This is a genomic window from Candidatus Goldiibacteriota bacterium HGW-Goldbacteria-1 (assembly GCA_002839855.1).
In the GTDB taxonomy this organism is placed as follows: domain Bacteria; phylum Oederibacteriota; class PGYV01; order PGYV01; family PGYV01; genus PGYV01.
The window spans coordinates 55662-70988 of the sequence record PGYV01000005.1 but is presented as its reverse complement, the minus strand read 5'-3'; the positions used below and the strand labels follow the sequence as shown (position 1 = coordinate 70988).

The 15327-nt window shown below is 40.9% G+C and carries 17 protein-coding genes; 11 read left to right on the top strand and 6 right to left on the bottom strand.

The features are described from left to right. The first annotated feature begins 66 nt into the window (after positions 1 to 66). From CVV21_06210 to CVV21_06200, 3 genes are read left to right on the top strand one after another with little or no spacing between them, the layout of a single operon-like run. Positions 67 to 2616, top strand: a complete 2550-nt coding sequence (locus CVV21_06210; protein PKL91616.1) for a hypothetical protein — start codon at positions 67 to 69, stop codon at positions 2614 to 2616. An 11-nt stretch (positions 2617 to 2627) separates the two neighbouring features. After that, a complete protein-coding gene (locus CVV21_06205) occupies positions 2628 to 2906 on the top strand; it encodes a flagellar biosynthesis protein FlhB (protein ID PKL91615.1) in 279 nt (92 codons plus the stop codon). Between the two features lie 21 nt (positions 2907 to 2927). Further along, the gene (locus CVV21_06200; protein PKL91614.1) at positions 2928 to 4100 is read left to right on the top strand and encodes a hypothetical protein; all 1173 of its coding nucleotides are present in this window, start codon (positions 2928 to 2930) and stop codon (positions 4098 to 4100) included. Positions 4101 to 4165: 65 nt separating this feature from the next. Here CVV21_06200 and CVV21_06195 read toward each other — a convergent pair whose 3' ends face one another. Genes CVV21_06195 through CVV21_06185 form a run of 3 tightly spaced genes read right to left on the bottom strand, consistent with a single transcriptional unit; the run spans position 4166 to position 7253 of the window. After that, positions 4166 to 4573, bottom strand: coding sequence for a hypothetical protein (locus tag CVV21_06195; GenBank protein ID PKL91613.1), 408 nt, complete (start codon positions 4571 to 4573; stop codon positions 4166 to 4168). Then, the gene (locus tag CVV21_06190) at positions 4557 to 4841 is read right to left on the bottom strand and encodes a hypothetical protein (GenBank protein ID PKL91612.1); all 285 of its coding nucleotides are present in this window, start codon (positions 4839 to 4841) and stop codon (positions 4557 to 4559) included. The genes CVV21_06195 and CVV21_06190 overlap by 17 nt, the downstream gene beginning before the upstream one ends. Beyond that, a complete protein-coding gene (locus CVV21_06185; protein ID PKL91611.1) occupies positions 4842 to 7253 on the bottom strand; it encodes a phenylalanine--tRNA ligase subunit beta in 2412 nt (803 codons plus the stop codon). A gap of 358 nt (positions 7254 to 7611) precedes the next feature. On the opposite strand from CVV21_06185, the gene CVV21_06180 reads away from it, so the two are divergent. From CVV21_06180 to CVV21_06170, 3 genes are all read left to right on the top strand, one after another. Continuing rightward, positions 7612 to 8740, top strand: a protein-coding gene (locus CVV21_06180; protein ID PKL91610.1) for a peptide chain release factor 2 whose coding sequence is annotated in 2 segments (ribosomal slippage) — positions 7612 to 7671 and positions 7673 to 8740 — 1128 coding nt in all. Because the reading frame shifts where the segments join, the coding sequence is not laid out codon by codon here. Then, entirely contained in the window at positions 8721 to 9437 is a 717-nt protein-coding gene (locus CVV21_06175; GenBank protein ID PKL91609.1) for a hypothetical protein, read from the top strand. Before CVV21_06180 ends, CVV21_06175 begins: the two co-directional genes overlap by 20 nt. Before the next feature lie 250 nt (positions 9438 to 9687). Next, complete coding sequence (locus CVV21_06170) at positions 9688 to 10131, top strand: hypothetical protein (protein ID PKL91608.1); 444 nt, start codon at positions 9688 to 9690, stop codon at positions 10129 to 10131. Here CVV21_06170 and lepB read toward each other — a convergent pair. From lepB to CVV21_06155, 3 genes are read right to left on the bottom strand one after another with little or no spacing between them, the layout of a single operon-like run. Continuing rightward, complete coding sequence (gene lepB / locus CVV21_06165; GenBank protein PKL91607.1) at positions 10124 to 10792, bottom strand: signal peptidase I; 669 nt, start codon at positions 10790 to 10792, stop codon at positions 10124 to 10126. The genes CVV21_06170 and lepB overlap by 8 nt on opposite strands. Continuing rightward, a complete protein-coding gene (locus CVV21_06160; protein ID PKL91606.1) occupies positions 10789 to 10992 on the bottom strand; it encodes a transcriptional regulator in 204 nt (67 codons plus the stop codon). The genes lepB and CVV21_06160 overlap by 4 nt, the downstream gene beginning before the upstream one ends. A 1-nt stretch (position 10993) precedes the next feature. Beyond that, positions 10994 to 11383: a hypothetical protein gene (locus tag CVV21_06155; protein PKL91605.1), complete on the bottom strand. Its 390-nt coding sequence runs from the start codon at positions 11381 to 11383 to the stop codon at positions 10994 to 10996. A 171-nt stretch (positions 11384 to 11554) separates the two neighbouring features. Here CVV21_06155 and CVV21_06150 point away from each other — a divergent pair, with 171 nt between their 5' ends. The 5 genes from CVV21_06150 to CVV21_06130 all read left to right on the top strand — a co-directional run bounded on the left by CVV21_06150 (position 11555) and on the right by CVV21_06130 (position 15322). Then, the gene (locus tag CVV21_06150) at positions 11555 to 11869 is read left to right on the top strand and encodes a hypothetical protein (protein PKL91604.1); all 315 of its coding nucleotides are present in this window, start codon (positions 11555 to 11557) and stop codon (positions 11867 to 11869) included. Position 11870: 1 nt separating this feature from the next. Continuing rightward, positions 11871 to 12326, top strand: coding sequence for a hypothetical protein (locus CVV21_06145; GenBank protein PKL91603.1), 456 nt, complete (start codon positions 11871 to 11873; stop codon positions 12324 to 12326). Next, positions 12323 to 13102: a hypothetical protein gene (locus CVV21_06140; protein ID PKL91602.1), complete on the top strand. Its 780-nt coding sequence runs from the start codon at positions 12323 to 12325 to the stop codon at positions 13100 to 13102. Before CVV21_06145 ends, CVV21_06140 begins: the two co-directional genes overlap by 4 nt. A 126-nt stretch (positions 13103 to 13228) precedes the next feature. Next, positions 13229 to 14482: a diaminopimelate decarboxylase gene (gene lysA / locus CVV21_06135; protein PKL91601.1), complete on the top strand. Its 1254-nt coding sequence runs from the start codon at positions 13229 to 13231 to the stop codon at positions 14480 to 14482. 6 nt (positions 14483 to 14488) lie between these two features. After that, entirely contained in the window at positions 14489 to 15322 is an 834-nt protein-coding gene (locus CVV21_06130; GenBank protein ID PKL91600.1) for a diaminopimelate epimerase, read from the top strand. Positions 15323 to 15327 lie beyond the last annotated feature (5 nt).

The window sequence follows — 15327 nt, the reverse complement described above, 5'->3', positions numbered from 1 at the left end:
CCTTTTATTTTCCGATATATTCTTTATAAGTGGCATGGTTTCTTTATTTAATTTTAGGCGGTGAAAATGGCTGTTTCGGGTTTGTCAGGTAATTTATTTGAACTTTTAAATTCACAGGATAAAAAAGTTTCGGACCTGTTTGCCCTGTTAAAGACAGGCGATACATTAAAAGGCAGGGTAATTGATGTAATTCCATCCGATAATAAAGCGATAATCAATTTTAAGGGATATAACGTAATTTCGCAGCTGCCAAATAATGTTTCTTTATCTAAAGGGGACTCAATAACGGTTCAGGTTTCCCAGATGGGCGATAAGGTTTTTATGAAACTTATTCCTGCTGACCTTGCAGCAGCGGGTAAACTTATGGTTCCGGGTCAGTTGACAGCTGTTCAACCCGCGGCAGAACAGGTGGCATCGCTTCTTTCAGCAATAAAAGTCCCGGTAAATGAGCAGAATATATATACCGCCATGAAACTTGCGGATTATCAGATAGCGGTCACAAAAGAAAATATGAATCAGATACATGCTGCGCTTAATAATTATATGTCAGAAAAGGGAATTGACGCATCATCCTTAAATTCTGTTTTTGACAAAGCGGCTGCGCAGACCGCTTCTGCCAGGCAGGATTCCATAATTGCCATGATGTCGCTGAATTTAAAACTTGCCGACGCCGCCAAATCTATGGCAGGTGTAAAAGATCCGCAGGTAATAAATGCGTTAAAGCAGGAAATATCCGCGGCGATGATTAAGGACATTAATAATGTAAATGGCGCGGCAAAGTCAACGGATGATGTAGCGCTTTATGTTAAAGATAATCTGGTTACGCTTAATGTTAAAAATACCGGAAAAGAACTTTTAACACTGTTTATGAATAAAGCGGCGGGGGAAAATCTTGCAAAGCCAGCAGAGGTAAATAATTTTATAAATATGGCAATGGCATCTGATAAACAGCCTGTTACCGCAAAGTTTGTATCAGGTGCGGAATTTACATATAATCCCGTTAAACTTGAACTTAATGTAAACTTTCAGGGCATGAATGCCGCTTTAAATACCGTTGTACCTTCAGGAAGCCCGGAAATTGCATCTGCTGCGGTCAGGAATATGGCAGGCAGATTTTTTGAATCTTCAATTAAACCGGAAACTTTTAAGCCTGCAGATACATTTGCGGGACAGAATACTACAGCCGGTGCGGGGTTAAAACTTAATAATGATTTGTTCGCAAGGATAATGGCGATAGGTAATGATATGCAGCAGCAGGGATTACAGGCAAACGCGGGCCGGGAAGACATGGCACCGCAGGTGAAAAATGCACGGGATATGGCGTCTGCGATAACAGAGTTTGCAAAAGACCTGGCACAGGCAGCAGCGGCCGTTAAAGCCGGCAATCCGCAGCTGGCAGATGAAATAGCAGAAATTTCACAGAAACTTGGTGAATTCATAAAAGCCAATTCTAAAGTGATCTTCGGGAATGTAACGGCGCAAGATGCTTCGAAATTCACAGAAAATGCAAAGGGTTTTGTGGAAAATAACATTAATAACAGTTCTTTAAAAGAATTATTTGCAAAGCCGCAGTTTGGCAGCGCCGCCGGCAATATACCGGTTACCAAATTTGATGTGGAATCGGCAATTGAATCCCTGATATTTTTAAAATCAAGGGAAATGCCCCTTGATAATGTAAAGTTTACGGACATTATGAATAAATATTTTTCAGGGGATATTAAATTAAATCAGAATATGGAAACTTTAAATACGGCGCTTTCACGTTTTATTGCGGCCGGTGAATCTATGCGCGCGGCGGGATATAATATTATTAAGAGCACGCAGCTTGCATCCGATATTAAAGACGCAATGGCACAGATATCAATTAAGCCCTCTGACCGTACAGCTATGGACGGGCAGATAAAGAATTTCCTGGAAAAGAGCGGAATAACACTTGAAGCACAGGTTAAGGATATTTTCTCCGGTAAAGCACATGGTTTCTCTGAAGGGCAGTCCAAAGAAGCGCTGATCAACGGCGCAAGGCAGAGTATGAAGTCGCTGCTTGTAGGACTTGAAGCGGAATTATCAAGAATTGAAAGTAATAATACATCGGCGGCAATAAAAAATGCGGATAAAGACACTGTTTTAATGATTAAGGACACTGTTAACGGCGCAAGAGAAAGCGTGAAAGACACGCTTAATAACCTTAACGCGATGCAGTTTATAAACCAAAAACCGGCCGCATATGAAATTATTTATACGCAGATACCGCTTTTAATGGATAATAAACTGTTTAATGGCGAACTTCAGGTGTGGTACAGAAAAGGTTCACTAAAAGAGAATATAGAAGCAAAAGAACCTGTAAATATAATGTTTGTCCTTAACACATCCAAACTTGGAAATGTCAAAGTAAGGATGACTGTATATAAAAACGATGTTGAATGTACTGTTACTGCGGATAATGAGAAGGCGAAACAGCAGCTTACAAGGATGAAAAATGATTTTTTAAAGGGAATTGAAACCATAAATTACAGCATGAAAAATTTTATGATAAAAACAGAAGAAGCAGGGGAACAAATGATTTCTCCGGAGTCGGACGGTTATATAAATCTTGGCAATATAAATCTGAAAGCATAAGGGGAACTGTGATGCCGGAAAAGAAGTTAAACGCAATTGCGGTTAAATATGATAAAGAAAAAGACGGAGCCCCCAGGATTGCGGCAAAAGGGAAAGGGAATATTGCCGAAAAGATAATAGAACTTGCCAAAAAAAATGATATTCCGCTTTATGAAGACCCTGATTTGATTGAAGTTCTGTCAAAGCTTGACCTTGGGCAGGAAATACCGTCTGAACTGTATAAATTAATCGCGGAAGTCCTTGTTTATGTATATAAAGCAAACGGAAAATCGGGAAGAATTCTTCTATAATTTCATCATGCCGGAGGAAAAATGAAAAAGGCATTTTATTGTTTATTTTTATGTTTGTTTATAGCAGGCTGTACCGTAAACGGGATTAAAAGTTTTAAAGGGTACAAAAGCTACGGCGGTAAAACTTATGACAGCGCCAGGTCAATATGTAATGATCCTAAAGGCGGTTATTTTCTTGCCGGCATGACTAATTCTTTTACGGGAAATACAATTGACGGATACCTTATAAAAATTGACGAGAAAGGAAATGAAAAATTCAGCCGTAATTTTGGGGGAAAAGGCGATGACAGATTTTTTAAAGTAATCACCACTTTAGACGGCTTGTTGATGTGCGGCTATTCGGATTCGCAGGGTGCAGGCGTAAGAGACGCTTATCTTGTTAAAACCGGATTTAACGGGAAAGAAAAATTTCAGGCGTATTTTGGCGGCGCGGGAAATGATGAAGCATCCGGCATCTGCGAAACCGCGGATGGAAATATAGCAATAATAGGCAATACATCTTCTTTCAGCGGTTCCAATGCAATAGAGGTGTATTTTGTATTAGCCGACAAAAATGGAAAACAGATTTTAAGCAGGACGTATGGCGGCGGGAAATTTGATTTTGGTTCAGCAATAATATGTGCTGATAACGGCTTTATAGCGGCAGGCAGGACCACTTCGTGGTCAAAAGGCGGCTATGACGCCTTTATAATGAAAATGGACGCGCAGGGCAACAGCTTGGCGTTTAAAACATTTGGGGATAAGGGCTATGATGCTTTTGAAGACATAATTAAAACCTCGGATGGCGGATATATTGCTGCCGGTGAAGCGGGAGATACGGTAAAAGACGGCAATGCTTCACAGGTATATCTGGTAAAGCTTGACAGCAGTTTAAATACAATCTGGGAAAAGACGTATGGCGGAAAAATGCTTGATATGGCTAAAACCATAATTGATGATAATAACAATTTTGTGATTTGTGGAACCACTGATTCATACGGGAATGGTTCTTCGGATATTTTTGTCATGAAAGTTGATGCCATGGGCAATTCGCTGTGGACGTCCACTTTTGGCGGCAGAAAAGATGAATACGCGGCAGGCACGGTCAAAGCACCGGACGGCGGTTATGTCACGGCGGGCTGGACAGGCACATACAGCAAAGGTGAATATGATGCTTTTGCCGCGAAAACAGATGACAAGGGAATTCTTAAATAGCAAAGAAAAAATTGTTTATATTTAATAATGGTTTCTATGTAAGGTTTTACAGGGGAAAATAGTTGTTATTCTTCCGTTTCGCCGTTATCATTTGTTGTTTTTTTATCTTTTGAGGTATCCTCGGTTAAACCCAAGTCAGCATCTTTTTCGGGGATGATTCCGGAAGGAAGTTCTTTATCTATTATTGATATAAGGTTTTCCACTTTGTTACGGACAATCTGGAACTGTTCTTTGGGAATGTATTTTTCTTTCAAATTCTTTTTTGCGTCAAAAAGTTCGTCCGCAAGGTTGATAGCGGCAAGTATGGCTATTTTCTTGGTATCTTTAAGACCTGTGGCGTCCTGAACTTCCGTCATTTTATTGTTGATATATGCCGCAAGGGAAGTGATGTATTCCGGTTCGGCAACGCCTTTAATGGTATATTCATTGCCGAAAATGGTGACTGTGATTACGGATTTATCCATTGCTGTCATCCTCTTGGCCCGCGGGTGACAGCTTTTTTAATTGTTCAAGCATTCTTGAGATTTTCACTGACAAAACACTTCTTTCCTGCCTGAATTTTTCAGCTGTTTTTCTAAGGGATTCAAGTTCGTATTGCATTTCGGGGGAAGCCGTATTAGTACCTGAAGACAGGTTCTTTATCTCGTTTTTCAGCATAAGGTTTTCGGCGTGAAGATGATTCACGGCCAGCAGCAGCTCTCTTACCTTTTCTTCCAGAATCTCAATCGCTATAAGCGGCATTTAAGACCTCAGCTCTGCGTTTATTTCTTTCTTAAGGCGGTCAATTATTGTTTCCATTACCTTGTTTATCTCTGTTTCGGATAAGGTCCTTTTGTTTGACTGGAAGATAATGTTGTAGGCGAGGCTTTTGCAGCCGTCCGGAACCTGTTTGCCTTTGTAAATGTCAAAAAGGTTTATGGATTTTATCAGGGACTGCCTGCCGTCTTTAATTATATTTTCCACTGCCGAATGGGCGATATCGTTTTTTATTATAAGGGCAAGGTCTCTTTTTACGGACGGATAAGCGGAAAGTTTTGTAAACCGCTTTATGGGTTTGTAAAGGGAATACAATTCTTCAAGGTTTATTTCCAGCAGGTATGCTTTTTCTTTAAGTTTGTTGTCATAGGCTATTTCTTCTTTTAACTGGCCTATAGTGCCGACACGCTTGTTCAGGATAAATATACCGGCAGAGTATTCCATAAATTCAGGGTATGTAGAATCCTGCGCGTATTCGGGGATAGCGTCTGTGTTAAGAAGGGCGGTTAAGCCGGAAACGGCAGATTTAACGTAGTAAAGGTCTGTTTTAAGGGATTTGCCGCTGAATGAAGTTTCCATTATATCGCCGTAGGACACAGCGCTTAAATGCGGTGTCTGGGTATAATTACCTTCAAGGGGGCGTGAAAAAGTGTTTGCTGTTTCAAAAAGGTGAATATTCTCATTTTCTTTATTATAATTAAAAATAAGGTTTTTAATCATGTCGGGTATCATGGTGGCCTTCATATGCGATTCTTCTTCGTTAAAAGGGTTGGCAATCGCCGCAGGGGAAGGGTGTGAATAGGCCTCTGCTTTAAGTTCCTTTAACAGCTTTTTATTCATAAAACTGTAATTAACCGCCTGAGAGTAACCAAATGAAGTCATTGTAGACCGGGCTTTGCTGATAAACTGCTGCAATCCGGGGCTTGTGCCTATTGTGACCGGCGTTAAAGGCATGGTCATGGGAATGTTGTCATAGCCGTATATCTGGGCAATGTCTTCAATTACGTCAATTTCTTTTTCAATATCAACCCTGTAACCGGGAATACTGACGGTCATTGAAGCGTTATCTTTTTGTGTTACCGTAAAACCAAGGTCTTTTATTATGGCGGCAGCCGCGTCAGGGGTAAAGGGAATACCTATGATTCTGGCAAGCGTTTCAAAGCGTACTTTTACTTCTTTAGGAAGAATCTTAACCGGGTAAATATCTATAATGCCGGAAGATGCTTTTCCGCCGGATGTTTCTATAATCAGGTTTACCGCGCGGTTTAGAGCGTTGATGGTATTATCAATATCAATACCGCGCTCAAAACGGTATGAAGAGTCTGATTTAATGGCAAGGCTGCGTGAAGTTTTTCTGACAGAGCCGGGATTAAAGCAGGCAGATTCAAGTACAACAGTTGTTGTGGAAGATGTAACGGAAAAATGCTCGCCGCCCATTACGCCGGCAATAGCCGCGGGCTCTGTTGAATCCGCAATCATCAAATCTGTTTCTTTGGGTTCATATGTTTTGCCGTCAAGCGCGGTTATTTTTTCGCCTTTTTTTGCCGTACGGATTATTATTTTAGAACCTTTAAGTCTGGCATAATCAAAAGCGTGAAGCGGCTGGTTCAATTCCAGCAGCACGAAATTTGTTACATCCACAATGTTATTGATAGGGCGGACGCCTGCGGAAATAAGTTTTTCCTTAAGCCACTCGGGGGAATCTTTTACAGTTACGTCCTTTATTATTCTGGCGGCGTAACGCGGGCACCGTTCAGGCGACTGATTTTCAACCTGAAGCATTGAATTAATATCAAGTTTTGGGTCAATATTTGCATCCTGCAGAGTCCAGGATGGCATCTTAACGGGCTTTTTATAAACGGCAGACGCAAGCCTTGCAATTCCTGTTATACACAGTAAGTCCGGCCTGTTAGGTGTTATTTCAAAGTTAAAGACAGTATCCGCTTTGACAGGGGAAAATTCAGTGCCAAGAGGGTATTTTGTTTCGTCAAGAAGCATTATGCCTGAATGGTCATCGCCAAAACCAAGTTCGCGGCCGGAACACATCATGCCTTCGGATTCAATGCCGCGGATTTTGCTTCGTTTAATGGTAACGCCGCCCGGCAGGGTGGCGCCAAGCCTTGCAAGAGGCACTGTCTGGCCTTCTTTAATATTAGGGGCGCCGCATACCACTTTATATGTCTGCGTGCCGTCTGTTACGTCACAGTAAGCCAGTTTATCTGCGTTAGGGTGTTTGTCGATTTTAAGAATCTTTGCGGCGACCACGTTGGAAATTTCAGCTTTTTTTTCTATAATTTCTTCGCAGGCAAGCCCTGACATATATAATTTTGACGCAAACTCATCTGAAGGGATGTTAATATCTATGTATTCTTTAATCCAATTGTAGCTTGCAAGCATTATAAAGTAATCCTCCTGTATAATATAAGACAAAATGGCATTCTTAAACCTATATATAACTGTTTAGATTATACAATAATGGCAAAATATGTCAATTTTAATGTATTCATTTAAGAAAAAGGAATAAGCGTTTGAAACCAATAAACCCTTTTAAAATATAGAGGTTTTGGGATTTTTGTCCTAAAGGTATAAGAATGCATATAATCACTTATTTTTAATGAAATATGGATTTTAAAGGCTTGAAATAACAATATTAAAACATATTTCTTGCCATAAACTTTAAATCATAGTAATATTCGTAAAATGGTTTTTTTAATTTAATGGATAGAGTGATTTTGATTAACAAGTGGAGGATATAATGGAAATAAAAGAGATAAAAGACCGGATATCGGAAATCCGCGAAAGAGTCTCCAAGGTAGAGGTGTATCTTTGACCTGCCTAAGAGAATTTTAAGAAGAGGAGAACTTGAAAGAAAGTCGCAGGAGCCAAATTTCTGGAAGGATACAAGGGAAGCGAAAAAAGTTCAGACTGAAATAAAAGGCGTTACTTATGACATACAGCGCCACGCGGAATTAAAAGCGGCGTTTGAAGAGATAGAAACGGTACTGGAACTTCTTGATGCTGAAAAGGACGCGCAGCTTGAAGCCGAACTGCAGACGAAATTTGTATCTTTAATGAAATTTCTGGAACGCACTGAAGTTACGCTTTTATTTTCGGGCCAGTACGATAAAAATAATGCCATTGTTAAAATACACGCGGGCGCCGGCGGAACAGAGTCGTGCGACTGGGTTTCCATGCTTTACCGCATGTATAAAATGTGGTGCGAGAATAAGGGTTTTAAAATTGAAGTCAGCGATATTATGCACGGCGATGAAACCGGCTTTAAGGACATTACTTTTGAAGTTGCGGGCGAATACGCCTACGGCAATTTCCGTTCTGAAAAGGGAATTCACAGGCTTGTAAGAATATCGCCTTTTGATTCCAATAAAAGAAGGCATACCACTTTTGCGTCGCTGGAAGTGATACCCGAGCTTGACGATGAAGTGGTTGTGGATATAAAGGAAGAAGATTTAAGGATAGACACTTTCAGGGCGTCCGGCGCGGGCGGCCAGCACGTTAACAGGACGGAATCCGCCATAAGGATAACGCACATTCCCACTAATATAGTTGTCCAGTGCCAGAATGACAGGTCGCAGGGCAAGAATAAAGAGATGGCTATGAAAGAGTTAAAGGCAAGGCTTTTTATTTTTGAAGAGGAAAAGAAGAAACTTGAAATGGAAGAAATAGCGGGGGAAAAACGCAGCATAAGCTGGGGCAGCCAGATACGCTCTTACGTGCTGCACCCGTATAAGATGATAAAAGATTTACGCACAGGGTATGAAAGAGGTGACGTGGATAATGTCTTGGACGGCGACCTTGATGAATTTATAGAAGCGTTTTTAAAATTTGAAGCGGAGAGGAATATAAATGGACAAAATAAAAGTTGAACTGCCTTTTGCCACGCTGCTGCCGGATTTTATTTACCAGTTTTTATCGGCAGAACAGGTGGATAAAGCCATATTTACCTGCCTTGAACTTGAAGATGTAAGGGATGCCCTGATAGACGCGTCAGAGCCGGAATTAAAGGAAATAAAGGATTTTTTAAGCGTTATAGAAGACAGCACGCAGGAAGAGGCAGAGGATGAGGAAGAAAATGAAGACCCCGACGATATAATAATTTCAAAAGAGAGCGGCCTTGAAAATATGATGGAAGAAGTTGATGCCGAATTTGATGAAATTGATGATGAAAATTATCACAAATACACCCCCGGCGAGCTTAAGTATATATTTGAAAAGATAATTTATAATATAGACCTTGTTTATAATTACTGCCTGAAACTCACAGGTGTTCCGCTTACGCTTTCCATAGGTTTTCGGCTTGTGGATGATGACGAATTCCGTGAAGCCAGCCTTGCGGTTGATTTTCTGCACATGGAAGAAAAACCCGATACAGCGGAAGAGGCGTTTGTTGTTCCCATGAAAAACCACCTTGTAAGCGATGATATTGTGGCAAGGGCGTATTTCTTTTACGAACCGGAATATAAAAGATTTTACAAAAAACAGTTTGATGAGATTGCGGATTTAATAACCCTTAAAGGTTTCGTGGGTGAAAACGGGGAAGGCCCAAGGCCCGAATTTCATTAGTTTTTTTACAGTTTAATAACGGTTATAAAAAGAATAAAAAAGGCAAGTTAAAAGTCTGTATTGCCGGATGCGGGACAATATTTCCGATGCGTGCTGTATTCATATAGCAGAAAGCCGACGGTATAGCGGATAACGGTTTCTGTGATAATAAAACAGGAGAATGCGGTTGCCATGGGCAATAAGTACAAGTATGCCGCGCACAGTGAACTTAATAAATAGAAACCGTATTGAATAGGTTCAAGGGGTTTAAGTGAAAAAAATAAAAAACGAAAATCCGGTTAAGAAAAAACCGTTAAAAAAAATCATTATGGCGGCGCCGTGCGGGATGAACTGTGCTGTCTGTATGGGGTATCTTAGGGAAAAGAACCATTGTGTCGGATGCAGGGGGATTGATGACGGTAAAATAGGGCATTGTGCCAAATGTCTGATTTATAACTGCAAAAAATTAAAAAGTAAAAGTACGGGTTTCTGTTATAGCTGTCCGGATTTCCCGTGCGCGCGGATAAAACATCTGGAAAAAAGATATACCACACGATATCAGATAAGTTTTATAGATAACCTTATGCAGATAAAAGAGAAAGGCATAGCTGCTTTTGAAAGGGCGCAAAAGAAAAAGTGGAAGTGCCCCGAATGCGGCGGCGTAATCGGCTGCCATACCAAAAAGTGCATTGCCTGCGGAGCGGTGTTTAATTAATTGCTTTTATCCTGTTTAAAGGCCAATAAACAAAGACCGCCTTGCCCCGGACTTTTTTTAACGGCAGCGGCCCCCAGAACCTGCTGTCATATGAATTGTCACGGTTGTCTCCCATTACGAATATATGGCCCTCGGGGATTGTTGTCAAAGGGAAATTGTCCCTTGGTGAAAAGAATCCTGATATAGAAAGCGGGCTTGCGTGTACAACATATGCTTCTTCCTGACGGATATTATTTACGTAAAGTTTTTTATCCTTTATTTCAACTGTATCTCCTGCAACTGCGACGCACCGCTTTATCCACATTTCGTTTGTCCTGTTTGTAGGGTCGCGCATAATTACCACTTCGTTGCGCTTGGGTTTGTTGATATCAAATATCAGTTTGTCCGTAAACGGGTTGTAATATCCGTAATAAAATTTCATGGCAACGGGATGGTCGCCGACCAGCATGGTGTTTTCCATTGACGGGGTGGGGATGGCAAATGTCTGAACCACTGTTATTCGAAGGAAGGTGGCTATAAGCATAGCTTCAAAAACCGCCTGCGCCCAGTCGCGCACAGGGTGTTCTTTTTTCAATTTAAAGACCATCACAACAAGCGCGTAGGACGCCATAACAGCGGCGAATATTATCCAGTAAGTTGTTTCAGAGAATCCGTTTGTCATTTTTTTGCTCCCGTATAAGTGAAGATATCATGAATAGGGCGTTTGAAAAAACCTGACATTTTAAAAGCCAGTTCAAGAGAAGGGTCGTATCTTCCGTTTTCAATGGCGATTATTGTCTGCCGTGTTACTTTAAGCTGTACTGCAAGCTCTTCCTGAGTGATATTTTTTTCCGCGCGCATAAGCCGCACTTTATTTTCCATTTTAACCCACCTGTTTTTTATCAAGATAAAAATACACAACAAGGTCAACCAGCAGGATAAAGCAGGTGGAAAAACAAAGGGTATAGCCAACAGCGCTTATAACATGATTGCCTTTGCTGAAAAACGCAAGCAGCAATAAACCGGTAAGCGCAGCTAAATTACTGAATATTGTCACCGCAGCCCTTGCGGATGAAGCGCTTATCTGTTTTATACGTTCATCTTCCATAATTACTTCTTTTAAATGCCTTTTAAGCACAATGACAAGAAGTACGCCAATTGCCAAAGTGAACAGGGGAATAAGGTAGTTATGAAGAATTACCCCCGCGCTAACCCCTGCCGCTGTAAGTGCTGCAACTGTTGCCATTGCGAATCTGTATTTTTTGCTGTCCATATGTAATACCTCCTGTTTTTATGATTTTATCAATTGTAAAGCATACTTTACATAATGTCAAGTAAACTATACATTAAGATATTGAATAATAGGGTACGGCAGGATAAAAATGTTTTTAAATTTTAAAATAATATGGGATAATTATTAACATCAAATTTAAAGGAGGGTCTTATGTTTATTACAAATCTGGAAACTGTACCGGGAATGAAAATTAAGGAACATTATGGGCTTGTATCGGGAAGTACTGTAAGGGCAAAACATATTGGCAGGGACATAATGGCGGGTTTGAAAAATATTGTAGGCGGGGAATTAAAAGGATATACGGAACTGCTTCAGGAATCGCGCAACGAAGCTATGAAACGCATGATGTCACAGGCGGAAAAAATGGGAGCCAACGCCGTAATTAATGTAAGGTTTTCCACGTCTTCAATTACACAGGGCGCCGCGGAGCTTTATGTTTACGGGACAGCGGTAATGGTGGAATAATATGGGCGACCTTATTGTCTTTTTTATTCTGCTTGCTGTGGGTTTTTCAGCCGGAACTATAGCGGAAAAAAACCATTACAGGAGCCTGAACAAAAGGGAATCAAACCTGGTTAAGATTCCTGTATTAAACACAAAATCAGGAATTGATCCGGATAAAGCTATTGATAAAGTGTATTTTGTATCCGGATCCTGCGTTATTTCTCACGATTACTTTAAATTTATCCTTGCGTCGCTTAAAACTATTTTTGGCGGCAGAATAACTTCTTATGAAACCCTTGTTGACCGGGGAAGAAGGGAAGCTGTTCTAAGGCTGAAAGAAGCTGCCGTTAAAAGGGGCTGTGATGAAATTTTCAATCTAAGGATAGAAACATCTTCCATAGGAAATATGACAGGCAATAAAGCCATAGGCTGCGTGGAAGTGTACTCTTATGGGACGGCTATCAGGTATAAAAAATGAAATTTGTGCCGAAGTATACGGACGGCAGTGTAAATGCGCCTGAAAGCTCGCCATTGTTGGAATTTCTTTATCTGTCAATAGGGCTGCTTGCGGTGATTGCCGCGGTTTATTTTATTCTTGGCGCCGCGGTAAACTTTGTTGTGCCGTATATAAGTGAAGAGACGGAAAGAAAGATATCTTCGGTTTTTGCCGCTAAATACGCACCGTCTGTCAAAAGGCCGGCTGAAGAATTGAAACTTCAGAAACTGACCGATGATTTGGGGAAGTTAACGGGTTATCCGGCCGGCGCGTTTACCGTAAGGTTTATTAATGATAAAACGGAAAACGCGGCGGCGCTGCCCGGAGGTATTATTTTTTTCTATAAAGGGCTTTATGAAAAATTAAATAATGAAAATGAAATTGTATTTGTCCTTGCGCATGAATTGGGGCATTTTAATAACCGCGACCATTTAAGAAGGTTTGGGCGTTCTTTAATACTTATCCTGCTTATAGCGGGTTTTAACAGTTCGTCAAATGATATTTCAGGGCTGGTTAATATGGGGCTTGGAAGCGCAGAAACCGGTTTTTCAAGGCATCAGGAAATAAAAGCGGACCTGTTTGCCGCGGACTTGCTTATGAAAAAGTACGGCAGTGCGGCAGGCGCTAAAAAGGTTTTATCCCTTTTTAAATCGCGCGAAAAAGGACATGAGTTTATGTATTTTCTTTCCACGCATCCGCATTCAAAGCAGAGAATTGAGGCAATAGAAAAGCATTTAAAGGCTGATGGGCATCGGTAAATTAAGTTTTTAGCATGTCTTTTTAATTCTGTTTAATCCCGGGTTCAATTTATGGCTGTTTTTATTGTGGAATACTGTGGTTTTTTATGTTATTATTGTGCAATTATTTACTAATTGGAGGATGAAATGGACTATTTTGGCTATAAAAATAACGTGCTTTTTGCAGAAAACACGGATGTAAACGCGCTTGTAAAGAAGTACGGCACGCCGCTTTATGTTTACAGCCACAGGACAATAACAGAGCATTTCAGAAAGATAAAGTCGGCATTTTCTGATATCCCGACGCTTATCTGCTATTCAGTTAAGGCGAATTCAAACCTGACCTTTTTAAACATTCTTGCAAAGGAAGGCTCCGGTTTTGATATTGTGTCAGGGGGCGAACTTTATAGGGTCATTAAGGCGGGCGGAGACCCAAGAAAGACAGTATATGCCGGTGTGGGCAAGACAGAAGAGGAAATTGTTTATGGAATTAACAGCAAAATACTGCTTTTTAATGTGGAAAGCATAAATGAATTAAAGCAGATAAACGCTGTGGCTAAAAAGATGAAGAAGGTTGTAAATGTCGGCTTAAGGATAAACCCTGACGTTGAAGCCGCCACGCACCATTACATAACAACCGGAAAAAAAGAAAACAAGTTTGGTATTGATATAGAACTGGCAACAACGCTTTTTACAGAGGCAAGAAAATACAAACACGTAAATATTAAAGCTGTGGATATGCATATTGGTTCGCAGATTACCACGATAGAGCCGTATGTAAAAGCAATCAGCAAGGTAAAGAGAATAATTGAAGGTTTAAATGAAACCGGCGCGAAGATAGAATATTTTGATATAGGCGGCGGGCTTGGCGTAATTTACAATGAAGAAAAACCTTCAACCGCGGATATGTTTGCAGGCGAAATTAAGCCCATGTTTAAGGGGATGAATGTTAAGCTTATCCTTGAACCGGGAAGGTTTATTTCGGGCAATTCCGGAATACTTGTGGCAAAGGTTATATACAATAAGAAAGGCGGCACGAAGAACTTTCTTATTACTGATACAGGCATGAACGACCTTATAAGGCCAAGCCTCTATCAGGCATACCATAAGGTGCTTCCTGTAAACGTAAACAAGGCAGCCCTTAAGCTTTATGACATAGTGGGGCCTATATGCGAAAGCGGCGATTTTCTTGCAAAGGACAGGCACCTGCCTGAAGTAAAAGAAGGCGACCTGCTTGCGGTGCGTACAGCCGGCGCTTATGGAATGGTGATGTCAAGCAACTATAATTCCCGCCGCAGGGCCGCGGAAGTTATGGTTAAAGGCAATAAAGATTACCTTGTAAGGGAAAGAGAAACGCTGGAAGATATAATAGCCAGGGATAAAATTGTTGATATCGGGTGATATGAAATGAAAAAAATCAAGGTTAAAGGCATACCGTTTACAAAGATGTCCGGCGCCGGAAATGATTTTATTTTTATAGATAATTTTTCCGGAAAAATTAAGCTGACCGTTGAACAGGTGGTAAAGATATGCCGCAGGAAATTCGGTATTGACGCGGACGGACTGCTGCTGCTTGAGCGTATTAAAGGCGCTGATTTCTATATGAGGTTCTATAACAACGACGGGTCAGAAGCTGATATGTGCGGCAACGCCGCAAGATGTATTGCTCGTTTTGCTTATGAAAAAGGGTATGTTAAGGATAAAACTAATTTTATAGCAAAAGACGGCCCTCATTACGCGGAAATAAAGAAAAACGGCGACGTGAAACTGCAGATGATAAACCCGCATACGCTTTTGCTTAATATTAAAGTCAAAGTAACCGGCGGGGAGTTTAAGGGCGGTTTTGTAAATACGGGAGTCCCGCATTTTGTCACAGAGGTAAAAGAACTGGATAAGTTTGATGTTGTTAAGTTTGGAAAGCAGATCCGTTTTCACAAACAGTTTGCGCCCAAAGGCACCAATGCCATGTTCATAGAAAAGGCGGGTATCAATAAATTCAAAATCCGTTCCTATGAACGCGGAGTTGAAGATGAAACGCTTGCGTGCGGTACGGGAGCCACGGCTGCCGGGATTATCATGAATGCTTACGGCAAGGCGGCAAGCCCGGTTACTTTTGAAGCTCCGGGAGGCACGCTGAAAATATCTTTTAAGTATAAAGACGGAAAATATACAGACGTTTTTCTTGAAGGGCCGGCTTCAGTTGTCGCGGAAGGAATAATTTCAGAGAGTGTATATAAATAATAAAT

What these genes read in the sequence shown, in the direction of transcription:
- CVV21_06155 (PKL91605.1), bottom strand. Translation starts at nt 11,383, where the DNA reads ATGGACAGCAAAAAATACAGATTCGCAATGGCAACAGTTGCAGCACTT.
- CVV21_06200 (PKL91614.1), top strand. Translation starts at nt 2,928, where the DNA reads ATGAAAAAGGCATTTTATTGTTTATTTTTATGTTTGTTTATAGCAGGC.
- CVV21_06145 (PKL91603.1), top strand. Translation starts at nt 11,871, where the DNA reads ATGGGCGACCTTATTGTCTTTTTTATTCTGCTTGCTGTGGGTTTTTCA.
- lysA (PKL91601.1), top strand. Translation starts at nt 13,229, where the DNA reads ATGGACTATTTTGGCTATAAAAATAACGTGCTTTTTGCAGAAAACACG.
- CVV21_06160 (PKL91606.1), bottom strand. Translation starts at nt 10,992, where the DNA reads ATGGAAAATAAAGTGCGGCTTATGCGCGCGGAAAAAAATATCACTCAG.
- CVV21_06150 (PKL91604.1), top strand. Translation starts at nt 11,555, where the DNA reads ATGTTTATTACAAATCTGGAAACTGTACCGGGAATGAAAATTAAGGAA.
- lepB (PKL91607.1), bottom strand. Translation starts at nt 10,792, where the DNA reads ATGACAAACGGATTCTCTGAAACAACTTACTGGATAATATTCGCCGCT.
- CVV21_06140 (PKL91602.1), top strand. Translation starts at nt 12,323, where the DNA reads ATGAAATTTGTGCCGAAGTATACGGACGGCAGTGTAAATGCGCCTGAA.
- CVV21_06185 (PKL91611.1), bottom strand. Translation starts at nt 7,253, where the DNA reads ATGCTTGCAAGCTACAATTGGATTAAAGAATACATAGATATTAACATC.
- CVV21_06190 (PKL91612.1), bottom strand. Translation starts at nt 4,841, where the DNA reads ATGCCGCTTATAGCGATTGAGATTCTGGAAGAAAAGGTAAGAGAGCTG.
- CVV21_06130 (PKL91600.1), top strand. Translation starts at nt 14,489, where the DNA reads ATGAAAAAAATCAAGGTTAAAGGCATACCGTTTACAAAGATGTCCGGC.
- CVV21_06175 (PKL91609.1), top strand. Translation starts at nt 8,721, where the DNA reads ATGGACAAAATAAAAGTTGAACTGCCTTTTGCCACGCTGCTGCCGGAT.
- CVV21_06210 (PKL91616.1), top strand. Translation starts at nt 67, where the DNA reads ATGGCTGTTTCGGGTTTGTCAGGTAATTTATTTGAACTTTTAAATTCA.
- CVV21_06205 (PKL91615.1), top strand. Translation starts at nt 2,628, where the DNA reads ATGCCGGAAAAGAAGTTAAACGCAATTGCGGTTAAATATGATAAAGAA.
- CVV21_06195 (PKL91613.1), bottom strand. Translation starts at nt 4,573, where the DNA reads ATGACAGCAATGGATAAATCCGTAATCACAGTCACCATTTTCGGCAAT.